This window comes from Exiguobacterium aurantiacum (assembly GCF_001766415.1).
Classification (GTDB): domain Bacteria; phylum Bacillota; class Bacilli; order Exiguobacteriales; family Exiguobacteriaceae; genus Exiguobacterium; species Exiguobacterium aurantiacum_A.
The window spans coordinates 15,312-41,659 of the sequence record NZ_MKXO01000010.1 but is presented as its reverse complement, the minus strand read 5'-3'; the positions used below and the strand labels follow the sequence as shown (position 1 = coordinate 41,659).

The 26,348-nt window shown below is 52.6% G+C and carries 32 protein-coding genes and 1 riboswitch; of the genes, 24 read left to right on the top strand and 8 right to left on the bottom strand.

The window, feature by feature from the left end; all coding sequences use genetic code 11:
* Nucleotides 1-128: 128 nt before the first annotated feature.
* The 9 genes from BJU60_RS13405 to BJU60_RS13365 all read left to right on the top strand — a co-directional run bounded on the left by BJU60_RS13405 (nucleotide 129) and on the right by BJU60_RS13365 (nucleotide 9,181).
* Nucleotides 129-707 carry a YdhK family protein gene (locus tag BJU60_RS13405; protein WP_070329312.1) on the top strand — a complete coding sequence of 193 codons (579 nt, stop codon included), beginning with the start codon at nucleotides 129-131 and terminating at the stop codon, nucleotides 705-707.
* A gap of 160 nt (nucleotides 708-867) precedes the next feature.
* On the top strand, nucleotides 868-1,500 hold the full coding sequence (locus tag BJU60_RS13400) for a DUF975 family protein (RefSeq protein ID WP_254281705.1): 633 nt from the start codon (nucleotides 868-870) through the stop codon (nucleotides 1,498-1,500).
* Between the two features lie 66 nt (nucleotides 1,501-1,566).
* Nucleotides 1,567-2,508, top strand: a complete 942-nt coding sequence (locus BJU60_RS13395; RefSeq protein ID WP_070329311.1) for an NAD(P)/FAD-dependent oxidoreductase — start codon at nucleotides 1,567-1,569, stop codon at nucleotides 2,506-2,508.
* Nucleotides 2,509-2,571: 63 nt separating this feature from the next.
* Nucleotides 2,572-3,075 carry a GNAT family N-acetyltransferase gene (locus BJU60_RS13390; RefSeq protein WP_083274153.1) on the top strand — a complete coding sequence of 168 codons (504 nt, stop codon included), beginning with the start codon at nucleotides 2,572-2,574 and terminating at the stop codon, nucleotides 3,073-3,075.
* 85 nt (nucleotides 3,076-3,160) lie between these two features.
* The gene (locus tag BJU60_RS13385) at nucleotides 3,161-3,604 is read left to right on the top strand and encodes a MarR family winged helix-turn-helix transcriptional regulator (protein WP_070329310.1); all 444 of its coding nucleotides are present in this window, start codon (nucleotides 3,161-3,163) and stop codon (nucleotides 3,602-3,604) included.
* 3 nt (nucleotides 3,605-3,607) lie between these two features.
* Nucleotides 3,608-6,259 carry an MMPL family transporter gene (locus tag BJU60_RS13380; protein WP_070329309.1) on the top strand — a complete coding sequence of 884 codons (2,652 nt, stop codon included), beginning with the start codon at nucleotides 3,608-3,610 and terminating at the stop codon, nucleotides 6,257-6,259.
* A gap of 180 nt (nucleotides 6,260-6,439) precedes the next feature.
* Nucleotides 6,440-7,897, top strand: a complete 1,458-nt coding sequence (locus tag BJU60_RS13375; RefSeq protein ID WP_070329308.1) for a methyl-accepting chemotaxis protein — start codon at nucleotides 6,440-6,442, stop codon at nucleotides 7,895-7,897.
* Nucleotides 7,898-7,997: 100 nt separating this feature from the next.
* Nucleotides 7,998-8,282 (top strand): putative quinol monooxygenase, encoded by a 285-nt coding sequence (locus BJU60_RS13370; protein ID WP_070329307.1) that lies wholly within the window; start codon nucleotides 7,998-8,000, stop codon nucleotides 8,280-8,282.
* 14 nt (nucleotides 8,283-8,296) lie between these two features.
* Entirely contained in the window at nucleotides 8,297-9,181 is an 885-nt protein-coding gene (locus BJU60_RS13365; protein WP_070329306.1) for a VOC family protein, read from the top strand.
* A 41-nt stretch (nucleotides 9,182-9,222) separates the two neighbouring features.
* Here the strand turns inward: BJU60_RS13365 and BJU60_RS13360 are convergent, their stop codons facing one another.
* Nucleotides 9,223-11,025 (bottom strand): LTA synthase family protein, encoded by a 1,803-nt coding sequence (locus tag BJU60_RS13360; RefSeq protein WP_070329305.1) that lies wholly within the window; start codon nucleotides 11,023-11,025, stop codon nucleotides 9,223-9,225.
* A 112-nt stretch (nucleotides 11,026-11,137) separates the two neighbouring features.
* Nucleotides 11,138-11,536: a VOC family protein gene (locus tag BJU60_RS13355; RefSeq protein ID WP_070329304.1), complete on the bottom strand. Its 399-nt coding sequence runs from the start codon at nucleotides 11,534-11,536 to the stop codon at nucleotides 11,138-11,140.
* Between the two features lie 93 nt (nucleotides 11,537-11,629).
* Between BJU60_RS13355 and BJU60_RS13350 the strand changes: the two genes are divergently transcribed.
* Complete coding sequence (locus BJU60_RS13350; protein ID WP_070329303.1) at nucleotides 11,630-12,133, top strand: YcxB family protein; 504 nt, start codon at nucleotides 11,630-11,632, stop codon at nucleotides 12,131-12,133.
* Nucleotides 12,115-12,585, top strand: a complete 471-nt coding sequence (locus tag BJU60_RS13345) for a GNAT family N-acetyltransferase (RefSeq protein WP_083274152.1) — start codon at nucleotides 12,115-12,117, stop codon at nucleotides 12,583-12,585. The genes BJU60_RS13350 and BJU60_RS13345 overlap by 19 nt, the downstream gene beginning before the upstream one ends.
* A 43-nt stretch (nucleotides 12,586-12,628) precedes the next feature.
* On the opposite strand, the gene thiW is transcribed toward BJU60_RS13345, so the two are convergent.
* Nucleotides 12,629-13,117, bottom strand: coding sequence for an energy coupling factor transporter S component ThiW (gene thiW, locus BJU60_RS13340; protein WP_070329302.1), 489 nt, complete (start codon nucleotides 13,115-13,117; stop codon nucleotides 12,629-12,631).
* Nucleotides 13,118-13,180: 63 nt separating this feature from the next.
* A riboswitch (TPP riboswitch) is annotated at nucleotides 13,181-13,279 on the bottom strand.
* Between the two features lie 24 nt (nucleotides 13,280-13,303).
* The gene (locus BJU60_RS13335) at nucleotides 13,304-13,624 is read right to left on the bottom strand and encodes a hypothetical protein (protein WP_070329301.1); all 321 of its coding nucleotides are present in this window, start codon (nucleotides 13,622-13,624) and stop codon (nucleotides 13,304-13,306) included.
* 44 nt (nucleotides 13,625-13,668) lie between these two features.
* On the opposite strand from BJU60_RS13335, the gene BJU60_RS13330 reads away from it, so the two are divergent.
* Nucleotides 13,669-14,637 carry an aminoglycoside phosphotransferase family protein gene (locus BJU60_RS13330; protein ID WP_070329300.1) on the top strand — a complete coding sequence of 323 codons (969 nt, stop codon included), beginning with the start codon at nucleotides 13,669-13,671 and terminating at the stop codon, nucleotides 14,635-14,637.
* Here the strand turns inward: BJU60_RS13330 and BJU60_RS13325 are convergent, their stop codons facing one another.
* Entirely contained in the window at nucleotides 14,638-15,384 is a 747-nt protein-coding gene (locus BJU60_RS13325) for a hypothetical protein (RefSeq protein WP_070329299.1), read from the bottom strand.
* A 209-nt stretch (nucleotides 15,385-15,593) separates the two neighbouring features.
* Between BJU60_RS13325 and BJU60_RS13320 the strand changes: the two genes are divergently transcribed.
* The 7 genes from BJU60_RS13320 (at nucleotide 15,594) to BJU60_RS13290 (ending at nucleotide 21,628) form a co-directional block, all read left to right on the top strand.
* Complete coding sequence (locus BJU60_RS13320) at nucleotides 15,594-16,133, top strand: DUF402 domain-containing protein (RefSeq protein ID WP_070329298.1); 540 nt, start codon at nucleotides 15,594-15,596, stop codon at nucleotides 16,131-16,133.
* A 50-nt stretch (nucleotides 16,134-16,183) separates the two neighbouring features.
* Entirely contained in the window at nucleotides 16,184-17,311 is a 1,128-nt protein-coding gene (locus tag BJU60_RS13315; RefSeq protein WP_070329297.1) for a tetratricopeptide repeat protein, read from the top strand.
* Nucleotides 17,312-17,456: 145 nt separating this feature from the next.
* Complete coding sequence (locus tag BJU60_RS13310) at nucleotides 17,457-17,891, top strand: MarR family winged helix-turn-helix transcriptional regulator (protein WP_070329296.1); 435 nt, start codon at nucleotides 17,457-17,459, stop codon at nucleotides 17,889-17,891.
* A 36-nt stretch (nucleotides 17,892-17,927) separates the two neighbouring features.
* On the top strand, nucleotides 17,928-18,923 hold the full coding sequence (locus BJU60_RS13305; RefSeq protein ID WP_070329295.1) for a ring-cleaving dioxygenase: 996 nt from the start codon (nucleotides 17,928-17,930) through the stop codon (nucleotides 18,921-18,923).
* Nucleotides 18,920-19,549, top strand: coding sequence for an NADPH-dependent FMN reductase (locus BJU60_RS13300; RefSeq protein ID WP_070329294.1), 630 nt, complete (start codon nucleotides 18,920-18,922; stop codon nucleotides 19,547-19,549). Before BJU60_RS13305 ends, BJU60_RS13300 begins: the two co-directional genes overlap by 4 nt.
* A gap of 132 nt (nucleotides 19,550-19,681) precedes the next feature.
* A complete protein-coding gene (locus BJU60_RS13295; protein WP_070329293.1) occupies nucleotides 19,682-20,749 on the top strand; it encodes a saccharopine dehydrogenase family protein in 1,068 nt (355 codons plus the stop codon).
* A gap of 81 nt (nucleotides 20,750-20,830) precedes the next feature.
* The gene (locus BJU60_RS13290) at nucleotides 20,831-21,628 is read left to right on the top strand and encodes a GNAT family N-acetyltransferase (RefSeq protein WP_070329292.1); all 798 of its coding nucleotides are present in this window, start codon (nucleotides 20,831-20,833) and stop codon (nucleotides 21,626-21,628) included.
* A 31-nt stretch (nucleotides 21,629-21,659) separates the two neighbouring features.
* Here BJU60_RS13290 and BJU60_RS13285 read toward each other — a convergent pair whose 3' ends face one another.
* Both BJU60_RS13285 and BJU60_RS13280 read right to left on the bottom strand, forming a co-directional pair.
* Nucleotides 21,660-22,445: an SDR family oxidoreductase gene (locus tag BJU60_RS13285; RefSeq protein WP_070329291.1), complete on the bottom strand. Its 786-nt coding sequence runs from the start codon at nucleotides 22,443-22,445 to the stop codon at nucleotides 21,660-21,662.
* A gap of 88 nt (nucleotides 22,446-22,533) precedes the next feature.
* A complete protein-coding gene (locus BJU60_RS13280; RefSeq protein ID WP_070329290.1) occupies nucleotides 22,534-22,848 on the bottom strand; it encodes a hypothetical protein in 315 nt (104 codons plus the stop codon).
* A gap of 249 nt (nucleotides 22,849-23,097) precedes the next feature.
* On the opposite strand from BJU60_RS13280, the gene BJU60_RS13275 reads away from it, so the two are divergent.
* The 3 genes from BJU60_RS13275 (at nucleotide 23,098) to BJU60_RS13265 (ending at nucleotide 24,765) form a co-directional block, all read left to right on the top strand.
* On the top strand, nucleotides 23,098-23,301 hold the full coding sequence (locus BJU60_RS13275) for a hypothetical protein (protein ID WP_131470810.1): 204 nt from the start codon (nucleotides 23,098-23,100) through the stop codon (nucleotides 23,299-23,301).
* Nucleotides 23,302-23,480: 179 nt separating this feature from the next.
* Complete coding sequence (locus tag BJU60_RS13270) at nucleotides 23,481-24,083, top strand: NUDIX hydrolase (RefSeq protein ID WP_070329288.1); 603 nt, start codon at nucleotides 23,481-23,483, stop codon at nucleotides 24,081-24,083.
* A gap of 94 nt (nucleotides 24,084-24,177) precedes the next feature.
* The gene (locus BJU60_RS13265) at nucleotides 24,178-24,765 is read left to right on the top strand and encodes a GNAT family N-acetyltransferase (RefSeq protein WP_070329287.1); all 588 of its coding nucleotides are present in this window, start codon (nucleotides 24,178-24,180) and stop codon (nucleotides 24,763-24,765) included.
* Here the strand turns inward: BJU60_RS13265 and BJU60_RS13260 are convergent.
* The gene (locus tag BJU60_RS13260) at nucleotides 24,746-25,213 is read right to left on the bottom strand and encodes a GNAT family N-acetyltransferase (protein WP_070329286.1); all 468 of its coding nucleotides are present in this window, start codon (nucleotides 25,211-25,213) and stop codon (nucleotides 24,746-24,748) included. The two genes, BJU60_RS13265 and BJU60_RS13260, sit on opposite strands and share 20 nt — an antisense overlap.
* 68 nt (nucleotides 25,214-25,281) lie before the next feature.
* Here BJU60_RS13260 and BJU60_RS13255 point away from each other — a divergent pair, with 68 nt between their 5' ends.
* Complete coding sequence (locus BJU60_RS13255) at nucleotides 25,282-26,079, top strand: GNAT family N-acetyltransferase (RefSeq protein ID WP_070329285.1); 798 nt, start codon at nucleotides 25,282-25,284, stop codon at nucleotides 26,077-26,079.
* Nucleotides 26,079-26,267, top strand: a complete 189-nt coding sequence (locus BJU60_RS15175) for a hypothetical protein (protein WP_141737250.1) — start codon at nucleotides 26,079-26,081, stop codon at nucleotides 26,265-26,267. The genes BJU60_RS13255 and BJU60_RS15175 overlap by 1 nt, the downstream gene beginning before the upstream one ends.
* Nucleotides 26,268-26,348: the final 81 nt, after the last annotated feature.

Sequence of the window (26,348 nt, the reverse complement as noted above, 5' to 3'; positions counted from 1 at the left end):
GAAGACCGTGCCTCGATTCGTTCGAGGACGGTTTTTTCAGTTAGATAACGAATCCGCTACAAATGTCTTGTCCGAGCGCAATCAGGGTACAGTAAATATGAGACGGCACAAATGAGGGGAGCGATTCGATGAAACAAAAGAAATGGGCGACGACACTTGGTGCCATGTTGCTCGCGACGTCACTCGCCGCCTGCGGTGATACGACAGAAGAAGACCAAGCGATTGACGTGACAGAAGAACAAATCGCAGAGGAAGAAGAGGAGCATGGCGCGATGGACCATTCGGGATCGGGTGAGGTGCCTGCCGAGTTAGAAGAAGCGGCAGACCCGACGTATCCGATTGATTCGATGGCCGTGTTGACTGCGGACCATATGCTTGAGATGGAAGGCGCGGAAGCGAAAATCGTCGGTGCTTATGAGACTACAGCTTACGCGGTCACGTATACACCGACAGATGGCGGGGAACCGGTCGAGAATCACAAATGGGTGATTCATGAAGAACTCGATACATCCGAACCGGCCCCGCTTGCTGATGGGACCGAGGTGACGCTTCAGGCCGATCATATGGAAGGCATGGACGGCGCGACCGCGACGATCGACTCCAGTGAACAAACGACCGTGTATATGGTCAACTTCATGTTGCAAGACGGAGAAGAAGTGACGAATCATAAATGGGTGACTGAAAATGAATTAGAACCGAAAGAGTGACGAGAAGACTAAAAACAGGGCGATGCCCTGTTTTTCTATGGAGTTTGAAACATTTCATGTCGCGTTACGTATAAGACAGGAAACACGAATGAAAAGAGGAAACAATATAGTTCACACATGGAATGAGCGAGCGCATACTGCGTTAAAAGGGAAGACGGGGATGTTGCTCATCTGGTCGTTCGCGTGCTCGGTTCTATTAGAGATAGGATTGATGGTAGACACGACCTATTACGGCTTGGCGATAGAATCTGTTGCGCTGACCGTCCTTAGTCTTGGTGGTATCTTATTTTACATAGCCCTCTACCCAGTTATCGTCGGATACAACTGGATTATGTTAGAGACGGTACGAGGCCAGACAGTTCGATTGAGTGACGTCTTCGCTCCGTTTCGTCACCGCTACGGGAAGCACCTGCTTGCGACGCTTCTCGTCATGTTGTTCCAAGTCTTATGGACACTATTGTTGGTCGTACCTGGCATCGTGAAGTACTTCTCGTATGCATTCACGTATTTCATCTTGCGCGACGAGCCGGACCTTTCCATTACAGAGGCAATTACGAAATCAAGGGATTTGATGCGCGGACAAAAATGGGATGCGTTCAAACTAATTTTGCCGTTTATCCCGATGTATTTAGTCGGTTGGATTTTTTACATACAGCTCGAATTGGTCGTTCTCGGCTCATGGATTTTTCTTGTCGCGACGTCACTCATTCGTCCGTTCATCGTCAGTCGGTTTGCGGTCATGTATGAAGACGCACGTCGGGCGTATGACGAGCAGTGGAACCGCTCGGCATGAAGCGCATCGAGTCTGATGTGACACGCTGACTCGTGATACAATCTTCCTAAAAGAGGGGGAATGCACATGAATATTGGAATCATTGGGGCAGGACTTAGTGGGATTGTCGCAGCACGGGAACTCGTCCGGCAAGGACATACGGTTGAACTGATTGAGAAGAGCCAGAGCGTCGGTGGACGCTTGGCGACCCGACGGATCGGGGCCGGGAAAGCCGATCACGGGGCCGTCTATTTCACCGTACGCGGGGAAGCGCTTAAACAGGCGGTCGCCGATTGGGTCGAGCGGGACTGGGTAAGCGTCTGGTACGCCGACCCGTATCCGCGGTACATCGCCCGTGACGGCATGAACGCGCTCGCCAAACAGTTGGCAGACGGCTTGACCGTCCAATTGAACGAGCGGGTCGAGGCGGTCAGTATGGAGAGTGGGACGGTCATCGTCACGACAGATGTGGCGACGCGCCACTATGACCTTCTCCTCATCACGTCACCGCTCCCACAGACGTTCGAGCTGCTCGCTGACTTATCGAGTCAGGTGGCTGAGTCGTTGCGTGAGCTGACTTACGCCCCGACGTTCGTCGGGTTGTTCGAGTTCGCGGGCGACACCCAAATCGGTGCGGACGGGATTATCGATACGGACTTGGCACCTGGTCTGTTGAAAATCATCAATAACCGTCAAAAAGGCATCTCGACGTCAGAACTCGTCAGCGTCTACATGGATGAGGCGTGGAGTGAAGCTTGGTATGAGCGTCCTGCTGAAGACACGCTTCTAGAAATCGAGCGGTTGCTAACAACTGTGACCGGAGACGCACCGATTCAGTCGAGACAGTTGAAGCGGTGGCGCTACGCCCAGGCGACAGACGTTTGGCACGAGCCGTACTATAAATTGAACGACGCACCGATTTACTTGGCGGGCGACGTCTTTCTCGAGCCGGACGATGCTTCAGGGCGGACCCGGTTTGAAAGTGCGTACGTCTCGGGTCTCCGCGTTGCGGCAGCGATGCGGTCCTAAACCTTCTGCGGAAGGTTTTTTTGATCACGACGATACGATTTTGAGAAAGGAGGCGTTAATTACGTGAATCGGGTGAGTCTGAAACCGTTGCGCATACAGGACGAAATCGCATTGTACACGTTTGAATGTGAGAACCGACCCTATTTCGAACGTTACGTCCCGAGCCGTGGAGACGCGTACTATGAACCTGAAGCATTTCGTCAGACGTTAGAACATTTGTTGGCCGAACAAGTGAACGGGGATGGATATTATTATTTGATTTGGCATGGTGAGTCCATCGTGGGGCGTCTCAACGTCCATCATGTCAATTTCGAGACCGGGGAAATCGGCTATCGAATCGGTGGGGACTATGTAGGTCGTGGATATGCCACCGCAGCTCTTCAGCAATTACTTACGCTTAACCTTCCTCGATTCACACGATTGATTGCCAAGACGACGACAGATAACAAGGCGTCCCAACACGTCTTGATGCGTTCTGGCTTTTCTCGTGAAGATGAAATACATCAGATTGAATGGGAAGGACGATTCTTATCTTTTTACACATACGTTTACGAAATGGACCGATGAAGCGCCTACTTCATCGGTCTTTTTATTTGACCTCATCTAGTTTAGGGCATAAACTATCTCTAACTAGTTTAGGGGGTAAACCAAAATGAAAGAATTGATGCGGGAGGCCGTCCAACTATTTGAAGAAGTCATGTTCCACGGAGCGGAACATGTCATTGAGGCGATGGAAGGCGACGTTTGGCGCGAGTATTCGCGTGAACAGCTCCAACTATTAAAACTGCTCGAACAGTTCGGCCCGATTCAAGCAGGTCAGTTGGCGATGAAACAAGGTGTGCATAAGAGCGCCGTTTCAAACCGCTTAAAAAAACTCGTTGAGAAACAGCTCGTCGTCAGTCGACGCGGGCAAGACCAACGCGAACGGTTGATCGAACTGACAGCGGCGGGACACCACGTCGTCGAACAGGCAGATACGGCCGTCTACCATTATGTCGAGTCACTACTCGACGGGAAAATAGATGAGGCAGAGATCGAACAGTTCGTCCGGACGTTCCGGAAAATCAAAGAGCTGCTTCGAATTGGGGAGGAATAACACGTGCGCAAAATTATTCAATGGCGCTTCGGCATCTTGATCGGTCTCGTCGTGTTGACGGCGGCCTTGTTCGTCGCGGCACCAAACTTGACCGAACAGGCAGAACAGGCGGGAAGTTTCCAACTGTCTGAAGACATGGACTCGCAACGCGCGCAAGACATCTTGAATGCTGCGGGCAAAAGCGATAAGACGATTTCGCTCGTCTATGAATTTGAAGCGCTCGGAGATGCCGAACGGGCCGATATTGCCCGGGTAATCGACGAGCTGGAACAAAATGATACGGTCGTCAAAGATGTGCTCGACCCGTTCGAGAACGCCGAGACGGAGGCACAACTCGTCTCGGAAGATGAACGTATCGTCCTCGTCCCGATCACGGTCGAAGGATCGATGGAGGACATCAACGCTTTCGCGGACGATGTCCGCGAGAACATCCTCCCGACAGACGAGACCGTCTACATCACAGGTGAAGAAATCATCAACAACGATGTGAACTTGAGTGCGCAGGAAGGGTTGAAGAAGACCGAGATCATCACGGTCGTGTTGATCTTCGGACTGCTCTTGCTCGTGTTCCGTTCAATCGTGACCCCGTTCATTCCGTTGATCGCGGTCGGGTTCACCTATCTCCTCAGCCAATCGTTCGTCGCGTTCTTCGTCGACTGGTTCGGTTTCCCGGTCTCGAACTACACACAAATTTTCCTCGTGGCGATTTTGTTCGGGATTGGGACCGACTACTGCATCCTGCTTCTTAGCCGGTATAAAGAAGAACTCAGCGCCGGGCACGCGATCGAGGACGCCATCGTCAACACGTATAAGACGGCTGGGCGGACGGTGCTCATTAGTGGTCTCGCCGTATTCGTCGGCTTCGCCGCGATCGGATTTGCCGATTTTCCTATCTTCAAGTCGGCCGTCGCGGTCGCGGTCGGGATTGCCGTCTTGTTGCTTATCTTGTTCACGGTTGTGCCGTTCTTTATGGCGACGCTCAAGAATCGCTTGTTCTGGCCGTCGAAAAAAGCAGGCGAGCATCACGACAGCAAGCTGTGGGCCGGATTCAGCCGCATCTCGGTCAATCGTCCGTTCGTCTCGATCCTTGTCGTCGCACTGATCACCGTGCCGGTGTTGTTCACGTACGACGATGCCCGGTCGTTCAATACGGTCGATGAGATCGGTGACGATTATGACTCGGTGCGCGGTCTCAATTTGATCTCGGAAGGGTTCGGGCAAGGCGAATCGCTCCCGGTTCAAATTATCTTGAAACAAGAGTCGGAACTGACCGAGTCGGATATTTCGTACATCGAGAAGTTCGCGAGCGAATTAGAAAAAGTCGATGGTGTGAGCGGTGTCCGTTCGATCACACGTCCGACCGGTGACGTCATCGATGATTTTTATGTCGATACGCAACTCGAACAAGTGAGTTCAGGGCTTGCCGAGGCAGAGACCGGTCTCGGTGATGTGCAAGACGGGCTCGCTCAAGTCGAGACCGGTCTAGACGCGGTCGTCAGTCAACTGCCGGCTGGTACGACGAACGCCGGGGCGCCGCTCGCAGAAGCGGCGGCGGGACTCGGCCAACTGAACGCCCAACTCGGTTTGATCGGACAAGGTCTCACGGCAACGCAAAACATCCCGGCGACCGTGGCGCAACTGCAGCAAGTGTCTGGTGGTCTTAGTCAGATCGAGGCGGGTATCAATGAAGCAGCGTCTGTGTTGACGGCGCAAGGTGCGCAAGTCGGTGAGCTCGGATCGGGACTCGGCCAACTCGCGACTGGTGTCGGTGAAGCGAACGCTGGGCTCGCGCAAATCGAAACCGGTCTTGGCGACGCGGTGGCGTTCCTCTCGGCACTCAGTGAAGCGGACAACCTGCGTGATACGGGCGTCTATTTACCGGAAGGAACGCTCACGTCAGATGAGTTCGCCCCGGCCGTCGAACGTTACGTGTTCGACGAGGGGACGGCGACACAACTCGAGGTCATCCTTGATATGGATCCGTACTCGCCGGAAGCGATCGATACGGTCGAAACGTTGAAACAGACGATGGAACGTGTCGTCACGGACACCCCGTTTGATGACGCGACCATCGGTTACGCCGGGATTTCAAGCATTAACAGCGATTTAAACGAGACATCGACAAACGACTTCAATCGGACCGTCGCCATCATGCTCGTGACGCTGTTCGTCGTTTTGACGGTACTATTCCGTTCGATGATCATGCCGCTCTATATGATCGGGTCACTGTTGCTCACGTACTACACGTCAGCGGCGATCACGGAGCTCATCTTCGTTGAAGGGCTCGGTTATGACGGCATCAGCTGGGCCGTACCGTTCTTCGGGTTCGTCATGTTGATCGCGCTCGGCATTGACTACTCGATCTTCCTACTCGATCGGTTCCGTGAAGAATCGATTAACGGGATGACGGTACGTGACGCGCTCGTCCACGCCATGACGAAGATGGGGACGGTCATCATGACGGCGGCCGTCATCCTCGCCGGGACGTTCGGGGCGATGATTCCGTCTGGTGTACTCAGCCTCGTCCAGATCGCGACGATCGTCATCACCGGTCTGTTGTTGTACGGGTTGATCGTGCTGCCACTTCTCATCCCGGCGATCACCGTATCGTTCGGAGACGGTGTCTGGTGGCCGTTCAAACGAAAGAATAAATGACTAAACAAGACGTCATTCAATTAAACTGTCCCTCAATTGTTAAGTACAAATGACAATTTGAGGGACAGTTTTTATTTGTTTAGTCAATGTAAGAAAAATAGCGAAAAACAAACTTCATATTGGAAAAAATGCACCGAAGTATAGTGTAGATCTCTATTCTACTGAAAGAAGGCAACAATCATGGTGAATCATTTTGAGAAAATAAGTTCGTTGTTAGTATCGCGTATGTTGATCGTTTTATTTTTCCTCTCTTATCCGATTATGGGTGTTTTGTACTGGATCGGGGAGCTCGCCGGACAAGACGCAGTCAGTTTTATTGTGGTGGGGAGTGTCATTCAGATTGGATCATGGCTCGGCCATCGCTTCTATGTAGAGCATGCTTGGTTGAAGTATGGGCTCGTCACATTGATGTACATTTCGGCTTCAGCGATTATCTTGACGCTACCAGGTGTGGCGATTCAAAATGTCGTCTTTCTTTACATCGTATTGACGTTGATCTACTTGAATCGGCATCTTGTACTGTACGGTAGCATGCTCGCGCTGATCGTCTCGGTCGTAGCTGTGTTAACCGGGCGCTTTTCATTTGCAACGCCGCTCGACCTCGTCATTTGGTTCACGGTGCTCACAATGGCTTTGTCTGGCGCGTACTTTGTGTCATTCTTTGGCGCAAAGTTGTTGCATGAGACGTTCGCGCAGCAAGAGAAAGCAGAACAACATGCAGGGGAAATCGAGCTGACAATGGCGAAAACGACAGCGAGTGCGACTACGCTTCACGGAGCTGTCTTCACGATGAATGATTCAGTCGAGTCAGTCACAAATGCTTCAGAACAGGTGACGGAACAAATCAGTTCGATGACGAAACGGACATCTGAACAGGCAGGTCTTATTCAAACTGTCGCTTCACAAATCCATTCAACTGTACAGGCGTTTGAACGAATGCAGCAGCAGCTCCAGGAGACAACGTCTCAAGTGAGTGGCGTCTTGCAGGACGCTCACGTCTCGCATGAAAACATGGACTCGACAGAACGGTCGCTCGCTGAACTGAACTTAAGTATCGGTGAAGTCAATCATGCGTTTAAAGGGTTGGCGGAGCGCTTCCAAGAAGTACGGACCATCACGGGGACGATTCAGCAGATTTCATCTCAGACGAACCTCCTGTCGCTCAATGCTTCAATTGAAGCGGCGCGAGCGGGTGAGCACGGGAAAGGGTTTGCCGTCGTTGCGTCCGAGATTCGAAATTTGTCGGCTCAAACCGCCCAAGCCTCATCTCAAATCAATGATATTATCCAACTCGTCATGCAAGAGGTACAAGTGACGGAACGGGCAATCGATGGCAGTACAGAACGTTTGTCGACGCAGGAAGAACAAGTACGTAAGAGCGGGACGTCGATTCTCTCCATGATTCAAACGACAGGGACGGTAGCGAGCACGGTAGATGAGACATCGACCCAGCTCCAAGTCGTCGCATCAGAACTGAACAAAGTCCATCAAGTAACGGGCCAAATGTCAGCACTGATGACAGCTCTCGAAGAGAACGGTCAAGACGTGCATGTGTTGACGACGTCGCAGCAACAGGCGTTGGCTTCGTTGAAAGATCAGATTGCAGAATTGAACGAGATTGCGAACGAACTCGTCTAAACGATGGAACGCCTTGAAAATAGGCGTGTCCATTTGCGTATACATCTCTTCTAAAACGGGAAAAGTTTTGCGTCAGTCCTAAGATGAGGAGGAACGATCAATGGAAATTACAATCACAGCTATCTTAAAGGCTCACCCGGGTAAAGAGAGTGAGTTGCGTCAAGCACTCGATCAGGTCATCCCGCCGTCGCGGCAGGAAGAAGGGTGTCTCGCCTACGTGTTACACGAGTCGATCGATGCGCCGGGTACGTTCGTGTTCTACGAGAAGTATCGGGACGAGACGGCGCTCGACCATCATATCAACTCAAGCCACTATCAAGCGTATCGGCAAGCTGCCGAGACGTTACTCGCTGTCCGTGACGTGTACCGTTTGCAAGAGGTCTGAAAGGAGACAGTCCGATGATCACGCAACCGATTATTCCGTGTATTTGGTTCGAACAAGACGTCGAAGCGATTGCCGATTGGTACGTCTCGATATTTCCGGATTCATTCGTCGACTATACGACGAAACTTATCGACACTCCGCCTGGCGAGACGACGGTCGTCACGGTCTCACTCTTTGGTCAGTTCTTTCAACTGCTCGGTGCCGGTAACTTGAAGGAGCGGAATCCGTCCTTCTCCTATATGATCTCGCTCCCGACGTCAGAAGAAGTCGATACGCTGTGGGACAAGTTATCGGACGGTGCTGACGTCCTCACGCCGCTCGACACGTACGACTTTAGTGAACGTTACGGCTGGTTGAAAGACAAGCACGGCGTCTCTTGGCAAATCATGCACAACGGCGGCATGGACATCCAGACGGTGACGCCGTGTCTGTTGTTCGTCGGGGAGGCGTTCGGCCGGGCCGAGGCGGCGATGGACGATTGGGTCACAGTGTTCCCGGACTCGTACGTGCTCGACGATCAGCTGATCCGTTACGATAAAGACGATGGCCCAGAATTAGAAGGGAAGTTGAACTACGCCCGTTTCGTCTTATCTGGACGTGAGTTCATCGTCATGGACAGTGCCGAGCATCACCAGTTCGCTTTCAACGAGATGCAGTCGTTGATTGCGTTTTGTGAGACACAAGAACAGATTGATGCGTATTGGGATGAACTATCGTCTATACCTGAAGCCGAACAATGCGGGTGGCTACAGGACCGCTACGGCGTCTCCTGGCAAATCGTGCCGTGGGAAATGGAAGAGATGCTGACGACCGGCACGCCGGAACAGTTGGCACGGGTGACGGCAGCGTTCTTGCCGATGAAGAAGATCGATCTGACCGAGTTGCGGAAAGTATATTGAAACGAACCATGCCGCCCTTAGCGAATCAGGGCGGCATGGTTTTATTCGCGTTTTGTTTTGGAGAGTGCGTCTTTCTCGATGATCGTATCGGACAGACGCAGTTGTTCGGCCGCTTCGTCGATGAAAGGCTCACATTGACTGAGCGGTAGCTCATCTCCTGTCTCGACCGCGTAACACGTCCCGTTTCCGATGGGATCGGTCAAGTTTGGAACATAGTAGAGCGTGTCGTACCGGAACGACCCGTTACGGAACACGGTCAAGTTCGGTTCGTCGTCGAGCAGCGGGCTGCCGAGCATGTAGGCGGGCTCCATCCCGAGCAATTCTAGGATGGTCGGGGCGATGTCCGTTTGACCGCCGCTCGCTTCGATCGTTCGACCTTCGTTCAAGTTGGCTGGTTTGATGTAGAGCGGAACAGAACGGTCGAGCTGAAACAGTTCGACTGCCGAATCGGCGTTCGCTTGCTCGGCCATCTCGTCACCTGCTGAGGTCAGGCCGCTGTCATGATCGCCATAAAAGACGACTAACGAATTATTCCACGTCCCGTTCGCCTTCAATTGATCGACCATCAACCCGACGGCCGCGTCGACGTAGTGGACGGTATGGTAATAGTTTTGAAGCAGCGGGTCGTCATAACCGGTCAAGTCCAATCGTTTTTCAGCTTCTGGGAGCTCATATGGCGTATGGCTCGTCAAAGCGACCATGAACGCATAAAACGGTTCCGCTAACGTGTCCATCGCTTCGACGGAAGTGGTCAAGAAATCTTTGTCGTTAAGCGCCATGCCGATGACAGGTTCTTCCGGATAGTCATCTTTGCTGAAAAAATGATTGAAGCCGATATTGTCATAGACGTTGTCGCGGTTCCAAAACGTTTTGTCGAACGCATGCATCGCGGCCGTATCATAGCCGGCTTGGCGCAAACGTTCAGGTAAGGCGTCAAACGTATGGTCACCGTACTGGGTGTACACCGAACCGGATTTGACCGGGTAGAGCGAGGTGTTGACCGTGAATTCCGCATCCGACGTCCGGCCTTCGTGCGTCTGATGATAGAAGTTCGGGAAGTACAACATCTCGTCACGAAGCGCGTTCAAGTTCGGTGTCAGTTCCTGTCCGTTGATCGTCTGTCCGATCACCGACGTCTGGAACGACTCGAGCTGCAGCATGATGACGTTCGTATCAGCCGTTGTCTCGACGTCGGTTGGAGCCGAGGTACCGAGCCGCGTCTCTTCTTGTGCGGTTAAGCCGTCTCCGAAGCCGAGTTGGTCGCCGATGCCACGGAACAAGTCGAGGCCGTGATACCCCCAAAAGCCGTACTCGTAATATTCACGCATGTTCGAAATCGGTGCTTGCTCATCACCATTCGGCTGACTGACGGTTAACGGAACGACGAAGGCGGTCAAGCCGACGACAAAACCGGAAGCGGCGATCCGGCGATTTTTTCCTGTGCCTTGCGCAGGTCTTTTTCTCATATAGACGAGGACAGCGGTATAAAGCACCAGGTCCACGAACAATAGAAAGTCGGTCGGTTGAATCAACGTCAGGAAGCCGCCGCCGACGTCGCCCATCTGACCAACGTCTGACAAAAGCGCGACCGACAACAGATTGCCGAAATAGCGATAATACCAGACGTCGGAGATGAGGAGTGTACTGTGTAGAAACAGCGAGGCGAATAAAATCCAGCGCCGTGTTTTCGTCTTCACGAGCAACGCCCAGCTCGTCATCATGAGAATCATCCCGATGTTGACGAGTAAAAAATGAACGTTGAACGCACTCGCGGTCAAGACGCTGAATAAAAATAGTTTGGCAAGTGATAGTGACAGATAACTCCAATAATCAAGATATTTCATAAATAGCCTCCAAACGGTACGTACACGTTGTATTCTTTTTCATGTACCTGTTCGCAAGTGGCGGGAAACATGGGGGTGTGCGATACGGACGAAAAAAAGCGAGGCGAGCGCCTCACTTGATCAAAAACGTGTCCCGAAGCTCGATGATCGTGCCTTCCGGGGCTTTTAGTTTGCTCAAATGTCCGTCGACGACGAAGTAGATGTTGCCGCCATGTTTCGGCAAGAACGTGACACCGAGCGCCTCGAGCCGACGGACTTCCGCTTCAAGGTCATCGACGTACAAGGCGAAGTGAACGGGTCCGGCCGCATGTTTCGAATACGGCGATAACGTCTCGTCGGTCTTCGCCGTCTGGAGTTCGATATAGAAGTCGCCGAGCTTGAGCCAACTGTTGAACGCCCGGGTATGGAAGTTGGTTGACTCTTGGACGAGCTCAAAACCGAGCGTTTCATAAAATTGCTTTGACGCCGCATAGTCGGGCGTTTGGATACAGAGATGGTGGATTTGTTTCATCGTGTCACTCCTTTGCTTTTATTTTAGCGAATAGGAGCCTGAAGCGGAACTTTTCTTGAACGAAGACGTATACGACACCGAGGAGGGATACATATGGAAATCCAATACGAATTGACGGAAGAAGACTACATTCACTTCAACTTGAGTCATATTAGACGTTCAAAGATAGGAAAGAGGATGCTATTCCTGCAGCGCATCATCGGGCCCGTCATCATTTTAAGTGGTGGCGCTTTGACGTTCGCGACATTGTTTCAAGATACGAGCTGGTGGTTGTTTGGGGTGTATGGCGTCATCAGCCTCATCTGGTTTCTGTATTATCCGAAGTATTTTGAACGGCATATCCGAAAACAGACGAAGCGGATGATTCAAGAACGAAGCAATGAAGGCATGATCGGCCCGCATACGATGGATCTGGATGAAGACGGTCTTCGTGACAAAAATGCGTTCGGGGAGACGAAAGTCTCATGGAGCGGCATCAAGGAAGTCGTCGAGGAAGCCGATTATGTGTATTTGTATAACTCGTCGGTCAGCGCCTACATCTTGCCGAAACGCGGGCAGGACATGGAGGAGGTACAACGATGGCTACCGATGCGTTGACGATTCAACCGATTGATGAGACGAACTTGGATGCGGTCGTCGCCTTGACCGTCGCACCTGGTCAGGCCCGCTTTATCGAAACGAACGCGGAATCGCTCCGGGAGATGGACGTCGACGTCAAGCACGCGTGGGCATGCTACGCGCTCTGTCGAAACAATCAACCGGTCGGCTTTATGATGATTGGGGCCGAGAATAAGGCGGAGCGTTACGTCTGGCTCGACCGGTTTATGATTGATCTGGATGAGCAAGGGAAAGGCATCGGGTCAACATTTTTGCAACTTGCGATTGAGTGGATGCAAGATCGATTTGATGTCGATGACATCGTCCTCAGCCTGCATGCGACGAACGAACCGGCGAAACGATTTTACGCGAAAGGCGGATTCGTCGACAGCGGCTTGATTGATGAAGCGAACGGAGAAGAAATCTGGGTGTATCACGTAAAACAGGGATAACCGTCACAAGTCGGCTGTCCCTGTTTTTGTGATTCTTGTTCAATTATCGCTTCACCGTAAGTGGACGCAACTGTTTGACGCGGGCGAGGACGATCCAGCCGAGGATGGCTCCGGTCACGCTCGAGGCAAGGAAGGCCGGGAAGAAGAACAGCGCCCCAAACTCAGAACCCATTAAGATTTTCGCGTACGGGACGGCGATGAACGAGGCAATGACGCCCGTCCCGATGACTTCACCGAGCGCAGCGAAAGCGACCCGGTTCGTCCGCACGTAAAATAGTCCAGCAAGCAAGGCACCGATCATACCACCTGGGAAGGCGAGCAACGACCCGGTCCCGGTCATGACACGGACGAGTCCGGTCACGAACGCGACGAGGACGGCACCAATCGGACCGACGGTGACGGCGGCGATGACGTTCACCATATGTTGCACCGGATAGGCCCGGGCGACACCGGTCGGGATGGAGATGAACAGGGCGCCGATGATGGCGATGGCGATGAGCATCGCCATCCAAGTGAGTTGTTGAATACGCATGAAGTGTCTCCTTTCAAAATGAAAACGCCACTTCTCCAAGTGGAAAAGTGGCGTGGACAGACAGACGTATCCAAGCCACTTCCCTACGCTGGTATGAGCCAGATCAGGTTCGAAGGGTCCGGCAGTTGCCGTCTCAGCCCGAAGGCTCCCCTAGTGGTCGTTTATTGGTTTGAGTATAGCATAACGTTATTTTGTTGCCTCAATTTTTCGCGGTCGGAAGATGAAATAAATGATACCGCTATACAGGGCGTATAAAAACAGGGAAAACACGAGATTGATGAGCCACGGGAGTGTACCCATAAATACGGTGACCGAGGCGTTACGGAACCAGCCGAGTGAAAGACATAGTCCGACAAAGCTGAGCACGATCGTCGTCCAAAAGCTGATATCTGGACGTCTCGCCACGCGGCGAACGACTAGGCCGATTATGAAGCTGAAGACAGCCGTCGCACCTAAATACATATAGAGTAACGCATCGACCGGGTATGAATAATAGACAACGTCCATATTATTTCCTCCTAAACGAAGTGTGGTGAAAGGAAGTGAGGTCAGTGAGGAGTGCGATCCCATGGCGTGACGAGTCTTACCGTGAACAGTTCGAACGCTGGCTCGATGGCCATGTGCCAGGTGTGACGTGGCGGGTTGTGAAAGATACGGATTTGACGTACTTGATGTATGGAGAGTACGGAGCAGACCGTTACTACGCCAAGGCGGTGACGCCAATTAGTGATGGCGAGGCTGAACTGTCGATGCATCTAGCCGAACGGCATCCGGGACTCGTCCCGGAGGTCATCGCCATTGACGCGGCACGCAACTGGCTACTTATGCGAGACATCGGCGGGGATGCACTTCGCGAATACCCTAAGCACAGTCGGTATGAAGCGGCTGTGCGTCAATATGCGAAACTACAGAGAAAAGAAGCGAATTACATGGATACGCTTTTGGCCTACGGCATCCCGGACCGGCGTCCGGCTCGTCTAAAAGAAGAGATACGGACGTATTTACCCGAGTTATGTACGGGGTTAGATCGAGATAAGGCAGAGGCGGTGCTGGCGCTCCAAGACGAACTCCTCACCATGTGCGACGAGCTCGCGACTGGGCTGCCGATGAGTCTCGAGCACGGCGACTTACATGGCGGCAACATCTTTTGGCGCAAACAGACGGATGACTTATGTATTCTCGATTGGGGCGATGCGACCGTCACCCATCCGTTCTTCAGCGTCCGTGTGTTTTGGAACGCGCTCTACGACTTGTTGCCAGAAGACGATGAAGTCGCATGGTATGAACAGATTCAGAAGATGCGTACCGTCTACTTGGCTGAGTGGGAAGGTGTAGCGCCTCGGGACGTGCTATGGCGCCATTTGTTGATCGCTGAAGAGCTCGGTTGCGTGTATCGGGCGCTGTCGTGGCATGTATATGTGACCAACTATCGGTATGATCCGTCCGAGTCAGCCGATAAACCGGCCCAATGGCTTAACTTGTTCCTCGAGTATCGGGACTTGAAACGTCGCGGTACGTGATCACTCGTTCTTCTCGAGCAGGTTTTCATAATCCGTTTCGTTCCAAAACAGCTGGGCGATCGACTCCGGTGCTTTCAAAATCTCACCGTCTTGGTCGTAGACGATAGCGTAGCCGTTTTCGATCTCAAAGACGATCAAGTCGGCCGTCACTTCCTTGACGCCGTTCCCGGCAATGATGACGTTCTCGATTGGGTCGCGTGCGACTTGAACTCCCCATTCGTCGAGCTCGACGATGAGCGCTGACGTGTAGGCATGGCGGTCGTAAATCGATTGAAACTCGTCTTGCGTCAATGTGACGTCGGTCGGCGGGGCACTCGTCCCGTATTTGCGCTTCTCAATCTCCTCAACGAATTGCGTGAACGACTCTTCTTGCCAAAAGAGCGGTGCGACCGACTCGGGACCGTTGGCAATCTCACCGTCTTCATTCTCATAGACGGTCGCGTACGTACCGTCGTCGAGCTTGAACGGATAAATATCGGCGTATGTATGATGGATCCCGTCCCCGGCGATGACGACGCGTTCGAACGTCTCCCGGAACGGTGTTAGCCCTTGGGTTTCGAGCGCTGCTAACAAGTCTTGGGCAGTCTCGTGTTGGTCAAAGACGTCTTTGAAATCTTCTCGTGTCCATTCGATCGTCGCTTCTTCATCTTGTTCGTTCATATCAGGAGAGACGATTGGTTTCTCGGCTTGATCGGTACAGCCTGTCAGCAAGAACGCGCTTAAGCCAAGTAGTCCTAACCGTTTCATAAAACAACCCCCTAGTAAGTTACATTATTTCCCTATTTTACATTAGCGTAGCATGTATGAAATGGGATGAGAACCTGGATACTTTCTCATCTAGGGCAAATGGAATCGCTACCTCGTCTGGTTCAATCAATACAACCTGTACGATTGAACAGGGGAATGTCGACTTTTGGCGAACACATTTAGGAAACTGATCTAAAGGAGAGAGAGAGATGCCAAAACGAAAATTTGCCAATCGTCGTGATTGGGAACGCATATTAAAAAATCGATACGCACAAATGGAGGTGCAGGACGATCGCTTCTCGGGCACCGTCGCCCTCTTTCAAATTGACGCCGTCCGAGCCCCACAATATAAGATGCATAACGGCGAGGAGTTCATCGTCGCCGACGCAGGTTACGCGTGGCTCCAGTACTTCTCAGAACATGAACCGTTCGGGGTGACCGTCATGTTCGATGACCGGGGCAACATCGTCCAATGGTACATCGATATCGTCGAGGGGATCGGGTATGAGGATGGGATTCCGTACATGGATGACCTCCTGCTCGACATCCTCATCTTCCCGAACGGTGACGTCGTCCGTAAAGACGAGGATGAGTTCGAAGCGGCAGCCAAGTCAGGTGAGCTCACACCGGAGATGGTCGACCGTGGCTGGCGTGATTTCAAGGCGACGCTCGATCGGATCGAACGCCGCGACTTCGTCTATTTTGATTTAGCGAACGAGCATTACGAGCAGTTGAAGCAGAAGCTTTGAGTCTTCCCTTACTGCTTTTGGTACAGTGAAAGAACAGGGGGGGAAGATAGATGATACAAATTGATCTCGAGAAGTGGCCGCGTAAAAAGCATTATGAGTTTTTCAAGGCGTTTGACGCCCCGCATTTCAACGTGACGGCGAACGTCGACGTGACGAAGCTACATACGTTCGCGAAGACGCGCGGACAGTCATTTTTCAAGCTGTTCTTATACGGCGTGGTGAAGACGGCGAACGCCATCCCGGAACTTAGGTACCGGATGCGCGGTGACGTGGTCGTCGAGCATGATGTCGTCCATCCATCGTTCACCGTCATAATGGATGATGACGTCTTCAATTTCTGTACGGCGACGTATAAAGACGCGTTTCCCGACTTCATGGAGGAAGTGGCCGTGCGGATGAGCGGGGCGAAACGAGAAGTCGTCGTCGGCGATGACGAGCCGGACAGCCTGCTCTATATTACGAGCGTACCTTGGCTCACGTTCACGAGCATCAGTCACCCGACGAATGACCAACAGCACGATAGCGTTCCGCGGATCGCCTGGGGCAAATTCACGAAGGTTGGCGACCGGATGATGATGCCGCTCTCGGTTCAAGCGCACCACGCGCTCGTCGACGGCGTCCATGTCGGGAAATATTATGAGAAACTGCAGGCGTGGCTCGATGATTTGAGCGACCTTCACGTCAAACAGCCAGAAGAAGTCGGACTCGACGAGGCGATCCGCCTGCGCGAGAACGGAGAGCTCGAGCGGGCGAAGCAGCTGTTGCTCATGCTGTTGCGTCAAGATGAGAAGAATCCACGACTCCACGCGCAATGTGCCTGGTGTTATGACTCGCTCGGCGAAGAGCGTCAAGCCGTCCCGCACTATGAGCGGGCCATCCGACTCGGTCTGAGCGGTCACGAGCTCAGTGAGACGTATATCGGGCTCGGCAGCACGTACCGTGCGCTCGGTCGTTACGAGGATGCCGAGGAGCTGTTTGCTAAAGCGATCGAACAGTTCCCTGACATCGCTGCCTTGAAAGTGTTCCAAGCGATGACGCGTTACAACCTCGGACAGCATCAGGAAGCGACCGGTGCGTTGCTCGAGCTGCTCGCTAGTCCGCAGCCAGATGACAGCATTCAACGATATCGTCGCGCCATCGCGTTTTATGCGCGCAACCTCGACGAGACGTATGACTGATCCGGAAGACAAGGCCTGTGGAAGCGGCCTTGTCTTTTTTGGAGACGAATTGATTGACCGATCCAAATTGCCGTGTTATATTTATCTCGAATTAAAGATAATTAAATTTAAAGTATTGTTTTCTCTCAACAAAGGAGGGGAAAAGATGAAACAATCAGATGCCTTAAAAGCGATTACCGTCTTATTTCGAGCCTCGCAGTCGATCCAGGACATGGTCAAACAAGAAGTCGCCGCATATGGACTGAACGCGACCGAATTCTCGGTACTCGAACTGCTCTATCATAAAGGCGACCAACCGATTCAAATCATCGGTAAAAAAGTCTTGCTCTCGAGCGGCAGCATGACGTATCTCGTCGATCGGCTCGAGGCAAAAGGCTACTTGGTCCGGAAATCTTGTCCGAGCGACCGCCGCGTGACGTATGCCGCATTGACTGAAGCGGGAACCGACTTGATGGATCAAATTTTTCCGATACACGCGAAACGGATGCACGAGTTGTTCGACGGACTCGATTTAGATAACACAATCACTCAATTGAAGACGGTCGGCAAACGTGCCGAGGCGTCAAAATTTTTTAACTAATTATCTCGAAATCAAGATTTTGAAGGAGCGATTTAGATGAACCATGTAAAAGGGATTCACCACGTGACGGCGATCACGAGCAGCGCCGAAAAGAACTATGACTTCTTTACGAACGTCTTAGGGATGCGTCTCGTCAAGAAGACGGTCAACCAAGACGACATTCAGACGTATCACTTGTTCTTTGCGGACGATAAAGGTAGCGCCGGGACGGACATGACGTTTTTCGACTTCCCAGGCATCCCAAAAGGCGTGCACGGGACGAATGAGATTTCAAAGACGTCGTTCCGTGTCCCGACGGATCAGGCACTCGACTACTGGGTCCGCCGTTTTGATCGGTTAAAGGTAAAACATGAAGGCATCACCGAGCAGTTCGGCAAGAAGACGCTGTCGTTCGTCGACTTCGACGACCAAGCGTATCAGCTCATCTCGGACGAGTTCAATCAAGGTGTCGCTTCTGGTGAGCCGTGGCCAAACGGTCCGATTCCGCTCGAGTATGCCATTACTGGACTCGGGCCAATCTTTATCCGTATTTCTGACTTCACGTACTTCAAGCAAGTGATGGAGGAAGTCATGTTGTTCGAAGAGATCGGGCAAGAAGGTGACAACCATCTCTTTGAAGGAGGTGAGGGTGGAAACGGAGCGCAAGTCGTCGTCATCCATGACGAGACATCTCAGCAAGCACGCCAAGGGTTTGGAACGGTTCACCACGTCGCGTTCCGCGTCGACGACCGCAGCGTCCTCGATGAATGGACAGCGCGGCTGCAACAGTTCGGGTTACCGACGTCAGGTTACGTCGACCGCTTCTTCTTTGAATCATCATACGCACGCGTCGCACCGCAAATCTTGTTCGAATGGGCGACCGACGGACCAGGATTCATGGGTGACGAACCGTATGAGACGGTCGGTGAGAAATTGTCGCTCCCACCGTTCTTAGAGTCGAAGCGTGAGCAGATCGAAGCGATGGTCCGGCCGATTGATACGGTCAGAAGTACCAAAACGTTCGAGAAAGAATATGAGGGTATGCCATCATGAGTTTTTTCAATCGTTTGTTCGGTAAACAAGAAGAACCAACCAACTCACAAGGAGGAACTACTATGTTGAAAATTGGAATCGTACTCGGATCGACTCGTGAAGGACGCGTTAGCCCGCAAGTCGGAGAATGGGTAAAAAAACTTGCCGACAAGCGCGGTGACGCCAACTATGAAATCATCGATATCGCGGACTACAGCTTACCGCTTCTCGGTGAGGCTGGCGGTGACGCGACAGGTGCTGCGGCATGGTCGGAGAAAATTGCAGAGATGGACGGTTTCGTCTTCATCGTACAAGAGTACAACCACTCGATGACAGGCGCGCTCAAAAACGCCCTCGACTACTTACGCAACGAATGGCATAACAAGGCGGCAGGGATCGTCTCGTACGGTTCGGTCGGCGGTGCTCGGGCAACTGAGCATGTGCGCGGTGTCTTGAGCGAACTCTTGATTGCCCACGTCCGGGTCCACCCAGCGCTCTCGCTCTTCACAGATTTCGAGAACGGCACGCACTTCGCACCGAAAGACGTACAAGTCCAATCGGTGAATGATATGCTCGACCAGCTCGTCCCGTGGACAGAAGCGATGCAGACGGTCCGTACGAAAGCGGCGGAAGCAACGAACAACTAATCAAGCAACTGGTTGTCCTTTTAGGGACGATCAGTTTTTTTGTGTTACTGTTCATTCGATATTGCATCGTGTATCGTCAGTAAAAGAAGGGAACAAAAGAAGCATACATATAGCCTGAAGGAGGAAACAACGATGAAATGGATGATCTATGGCGCGAACGGCTATACGGGTGAACTGATTGCCCGGCAAGCAGTAAAAGAAGGGATGACACCGGTGCTCGCAGGGCGGCGCGCGGACGCGATTGAGCGTCTTGGCGATGAGCTCGGATGCGAGACGCGTGTCTTTAGTCTGTCGCTCGACAAAGCGAAGCAGGAACTCGCTGACATCGACCTCGTCTTGCACTGTGCTGGACCGTTCGCCGATACGAGTCAGCCGATGGTCGAGGCGTGCCTTGCGTCACAGACTCATTACCTCGATATTACCGGGGAAATTGAAGTGTTCGAATATATCCATTCGAAGAAACGGGCCAAGCTCGCGCAAGAAGCAGGCGTGTTGCTGTGCTCGGGTGTCGGCTTTGACGTCATCCCGACCGACTGTGTGGCCCGCAAGTTGAAGGAACTCATGCCGGACGCGACGAATCTCGCCCTCGGCTTCTCGGCCGCTGCCGGTATTTCGCGCGGAACGATGAAAACAGCAATCCGTGGGCTCGGCTCGAGCAGTGCCGAGCGGAAAGACGGAAAACTGTCGCCGTTCCCGCTTGGGGCCAAGCGTCGACAAATCGACTTTGGGCGCGGCAAGAAAACAGCGCTCGCGATTCCGTGGGGTGACGTCTCGACCGCGTATTATACGACGGGAATCCCGAACATCACGACATGGATCCCAGTTCCCCCAGTGGCCGGATATGCGTCTCGTCTCATGTCGTTCTTTAGTCCGATTCTTGGTAGTGACGCTGTCCAAGGACGTCTCTTACGCTATGTCGATGAACATATTAGCGGACCGGATGAGGCGGAGCGGGACGGGTCGTCGACGTATGTTTGGGGCGAAGCAACGAATGCAGACGGACACAAATATATCGTTCGCATTCAGACGGCGAGCACGTACGCCTTCACCGTCTATGGCGCGCTCGAGGTCGTGAAACGTCTCGTCGGTTCAAGCCGGGTCATTCCTGGAAGCTTCACACCAGCGATGTTGTTCGGCTCGCATTTTATCGAAGAAATCGAAGGGTCGTCCTCGTTCGTGATTGATGAAGTCCGCCTGTAAAGCGGTGCCTTGTAACGGAATCACAACATGTTCGTAATTGAAGTGTGGTAAACTCAGGGAAGATTAGAGGGAGGGAATGAGATGAAACGCTTAGAACTAGCCAGGCGCATCGAACGCATCAAAGCGGAAGGGACGTCTGCCTACATCAGGCATCGAAAACAGACCCCTCCCTATGAAGGCTCGGAGTTAATCGTTGAAAATAAAGGTCATGTGTTCCGGATGGGGAATACGAGTTTTGCGGTCGGGTTCGGCTTGAACCGTCCGACGAGCTTTTACGATCTGCACCAAATGGAGAAGTGGGTCCGTGGTAAGAACGTGTCCCGCCTACATATTGAGGTGTGTCCACTCGCGGACATGTCGCTCATTCGCCTGCTGCAGGAACGAAACTATACGCTCGATCACTTTCTCGACGTCTGGTTGCTCGATGTGAACGCGTTTGAGTTGCCAGAGAGTGAAGCGACACGTGTCGAACGTGTGCACGCCGATAACGTGAACGAATGGGCTCGGGCGATCGCGACAGGATTCGCCGAGACGGGGACCGTCCTGCAAGAGACGATTGATACGGCGAAAGGGTTTTATGCGTTACCGGAAAACCAGGCGTTTCTCGTCCGTGAAGACGAGACAGCGGTCGCCGGTGGTATTCTCGCCGTTCAGGATGGGATGGGGGAACTGTTTTTGACGAGCACGATTCCCGATTATCGGGGAAAAGGGTATCAGACCCAACTCATTTTAGAGCGAGTCGCCGCGGCAAAAGCGATAGGTTGCGAGTACGTGACGGTGACGACGAAAGTCGATACCGCCTCGGGACGCAACATGGAACGCCTTGGTTTTACACCGTTTTACCAAAAAGCAGTTATGAAAAGTCCGATCCTCAAATAAACAGGTCGCCCCGCGGGGCGACCTGTTGTCGTTAGAGTAGTGATTCGGCACCGTCGACGTACACTTCTGATCCGGTGACATGGCTCGACATATTGCTCGCAAAGAACAAGACGACGTCGGCCACTTGCTTCGCCGTACCTGATTTTCCGGCGAGCGGTTGGTTGCCTTCTGGATATTCAATCGGGATGACGATTTCTTCAAGTAACGCGTCGTCCCGGTTCGTCGAATCATCGATGTTCGTATCGATTGCACCCGGACAAATCGTGTTGACCCGAATACCGAACTGGGCGAGCTCGGCCGCAGCCATTTTCGCAAAACCGGTCTGGCCGGCTTTCGTCGTCGCATAGCCGCTGAAGCCAAAGTTTTTAAAGAAACGGTTCCCGTTGATCGACGACGTGATGATGATGCTGCCGCCTTTCTCTTTCAAGTGGGGAATCGCATGTTTCACGGTTAAGAACGTGCCCGTCAAGTTCGTCTCGACGACCCCGTTCCAATCTTCGAGCGACAAGTGCTCGATTGGTGTGATCGTCCCGTTCCGTCCCGCGTTCGCAAACACGATATCGACATGTCCGAACCGTTCGACCGTCTGTTCATAAGCCCGCTTCATCTCGTCTTCGTTTGAGACGTCGGCGCTAATACCGATGGCGCGGTCCTCGCCGATTAAGCTCGCGAGCTTCTCGGAGTCCTCTTGGTTCAAGTCGACGATGGCGACTTTTGCCCCTGCTTGGACGAACCGGATGACAGCGGCGCGTCCGATTCCTGACGCCGCTCCTGTGATAAACGCGACTTTACCCGACAACAATGTATTTGAAATCATGTATTTATCTCCTTTCAGCTACCTGTTGTCATATTCCACTGTTCTATAAAAATTAAGCCCGTTTTCTTGAAAAAAGACGATTCTTCGTTTAATCGGACGTTACATGAATCGATAGCGCGATGTTGAGCGTCGCATCTGGGTCAAGCTCGATAGTCACATGTTGACCGGCGCGAAGCTCTTGCACGTCGCTAGCAAGACCCGTCACTTCCGTCTGGTCATTAACTAAAATCGTATGCAATTTGATTTCATCCATATCCGTCTCGGCTGGACCAATCATCAGTTGAGGGATTTCAATCCGTTCGATGCGTCCGTCGAGCGTGTGATCGTTCCACGTGCTCACCCAATAGACTGCTAACAAAAAAAGACCGATGAACGCGAAGGCAAAGATGAGTCTAGCTCTCATGGTGATCCTCCTCTGCGGTACCCCGGTGCGATGGTTTCCATTAGTTATTTACCCGGAATCAGGAATTTATATAGGCTGATTTTTACAGGGATTTGAATGACAGATGCGGAATATAGTAAAACAATTTGCGGAGTGGAGGCGCTGACGATGGTTCTAATCGGGATGGTTGGGTTAATCATTTTAGGATTGATTGCTTTCGGGTGGTGGACGATTGGGTTTCCCAGACGGAGGGTGTGGGGTGGGCTGATCATGCTAGTGGTTTCCTTCCTCTTTTCGCCGCTACTGCTCGTCGCGAGCGGCGAGCGCTACGGATTTGATGGCATCGTGGCCGGATTGGTCGCGCTGTTCTGTATGGTCGGGGGCGGTTTTTTCTTCACGACACTTGGCTGGACCGGTCGTCACCGAAAAGTCAGGAAAGTCCGGACATTGTCGGAAGACCCTGATCTGTTTTAGTTTAGGTTGTCGTTGCCCCTTCGAAACCCGTACAGTAAACGTATGGAACAAAATGGAGGGATACATATGTCGACACTGATTAAACCGACCGCGTTACGGCCGGGCGATACGATCGGCATCGACGTCGAGCTCGATGCGACCGCCGGGACGATCACCTTTTTAGAGAATGGAGTGACGATATGATTGAATTCATTACCGTGGTCGACCGGACACGTAAAAGAGTCGGGTTGAAGTCCCGGGCCGACGTCCATCGTGACGGCGATTGGCATGAGACGTTTCACTGCTGGATGATTGACCCGACGCATCTTTACTTACAGCTCCGCAGCGAGACGAAACAAGATTTTCCAGGACTGTTCGACATCACGGCAGCAGGGCATCTGGCTGCCGGAGAAACCGTTCGCGACGGAGTCCGTGAGATACAAGAAGAGCTCGGGATTGAACTGTCACTTGAGCAACTCCACCCGCTCGGCGTCTTTGAGGACGTGATTGAGACGGGAGCGTTTCTAGACCGGGAGTTCGCCCATACATATGTCTATCCGTACGCTGGGGAGGCGTTCACGTTAGACGTTGACGAAGTAGCAGACGTCGGCAAAGTTGACTTCGAGGCGTTCGTCGCCTTGCTCGACGGTTCGCGCGAACAGATTGAGGCAACTTCGGTCGTAACCGGAAAGACGTTACGCGTGACGAAAGAGACGCTCGTTCCACATCCAGACACATACTGGAACCAAGTTGTTGAAGGGGTTCGGACATTTTGGGAGAAAGCAGAAGGCCATGATGATTGATATCATCTGGCGACTGTTGAACGGATTGCTCGTGCTAGGTTTAGGAGGAGTTCTAGTTTGGTGTTTTCGCAAGTGAAGAGGGGGAAGTGACGAGATGGAAGTTGTACATCCAGTAACACCGCTCGAGATCGAGTCGGCGCGCTTACGATTGCGGGCACCACGGCTGAGTGGAGACGAGCATGTCGTGAATGCGGCGATTCGGGATTCGCATGAGGAGTTCCGGCAGTGGTTGCCGTTCGCGCAGACGGTCCCGACGTTAGAAGAGACCGAGATCAATTTACGACGTGCCCACGAACTCTATGTAACAGGGGAGAGTTTTCGCTATCTCACCTTTTTACGAGACACGGGAACGTTCGTCGGCACGGTCAGTCTGCAAGGCATCGACTGGGACGTTCCGAAGGCAGAAATCGGGTACTGGCTGCATTCAATGCATACCGGACACGGATACATGGGCGAAGCGGTCGAGGCAGTCACGCGGTTCGGGTTTACACATTTCGGATTCAAACGGATCGAGATCCGTTGTGAGTCGACGAACCGGGGCAGCCGGATGATACCAGAACGTCTAGGGTTTCAACTTGAAGGCATACTGCGGAACGACGACTTGTCCGCTGATGGAGCTCGTCTGACCGATACAGCCGTCTACGCGATGCTGCCCGATGAACTCAAACCGTCAGCGACATGATTCGTTGTTCGCCGACGGGTCCGGTCATACGACGTCCCGTATCCTTAAATCCGACAGTTTGATAGAGTGCGAACGCCGCCTCATTTTTTAAATTGACGGACAAGACGACTTGTCGCTTGTCAGAAAAATGGTGGTGGACGTATTCAGGTAGTTGCTGAAGCGCCGACTTGGCGTACCCGTTGTTTTGCGCCGGATGATTGATGGAAAAAATCGATAAGAGCAAGGCGTTCGGATTGTCCGTGTACGATTGGACGCGCTCGGTGTCGTGCAACAAAAAGAAGCCGACGGGTATGTCGTTCACAATGACGACGGGGTGCACACCGTCCGGGATTATCGAGTCGATATCTTTTGGCAACGTCGTATATTTCTCTTGATCGAGCGGCAGCGTGAACGTCTCGAGGACGGGCCAGTGTTTGTCTTGAAGCGGTTCGAGTGTGACGGATGACATCGTTATTCCTCCCTCATTAGAAGTAGCGCACTTTCAGTATACAAAAAATGAATGGGAAAGGACCAACTATGGACCAACAGATCTCGTATCAACAAAATGCACCACTATCCGACATGTATCAAGCTTTCATGGACGGGTTTTCTGATTACATAATTCGCTTTGACATGGATGCGGCAGGATTCGAATCGACCTTCCTCGTCCGGGATCAAAATCAACCGTCACGCTCCATCGTCGCGTATGCGGACGGACGTCCGGTCGGTGTCGTCTTGAGTGGGGTGGCCCATTTAGAGACAGGTTGGGTCACGCGTTGTGGTGGTCTGGCCGTCTCCCCTGCGTTTCGAAAAATAGGGATTGCCCGCGAGTTGATGCGCCGTTTTGACGAGCAGGCAACAGGGGCACGTCTACTTGAAGTCATCCAAGGCAACGACTCGGCACTCGCTTTGTACGAGCGGCTCGGGTACGAGACGGTGCGCGAAATCTTTTATTTCGACTCCGTTCCGACCGAAACGGAAGCGACACGCGCGATCGAACCGATCGTGACGCTGTTCGATCGCTATTACCCGTCGGCATCGCACCGACCGATCTGGCAAACGGACGCCCGGACGACCCAGCAACGAGCGGAGCTCGTCCGGATCACAGAAGGCGACAAAACAGGGGCGCTCTTGTTCCGGTCAGGCGTCCTCCTCGACGTTTTCGGCCGGGATGAGGATGCGGAATGGCTCCTGCGGGCGGCCGCAGCGAATGGACCGATCAAGTTGACGCTCACGTCGGATCGTCCTGAATTGATCGAGGCGGCGCGAACGCTCGGGTTCAAACAAGATGCCATCGCCCAGTTTGAGATGGTGAAGCGCGAGACAGGTGTCTGATGAGACGTCTTCTTCCTATGTTGATGGTCGGTCTCATCGTCGGAAACTTGTTCACGATTCTCGGATTGACGACGAACTTGTCTCCTTCAATCGACCGTGTCTTTCTGTTCGGGGGCCCGTCGGTGACGTTTATAACTGCTGTGGGTATTGTCTTTGTCGTCCTAAAAATGAAGCGAGACAAACGGTGATGAACTATTCGTGAAGTTTGTGAGAGTGCTTGCTCACCGTTTTGAAATGTTAGACATATAAATGAAATGCTTCATATATTG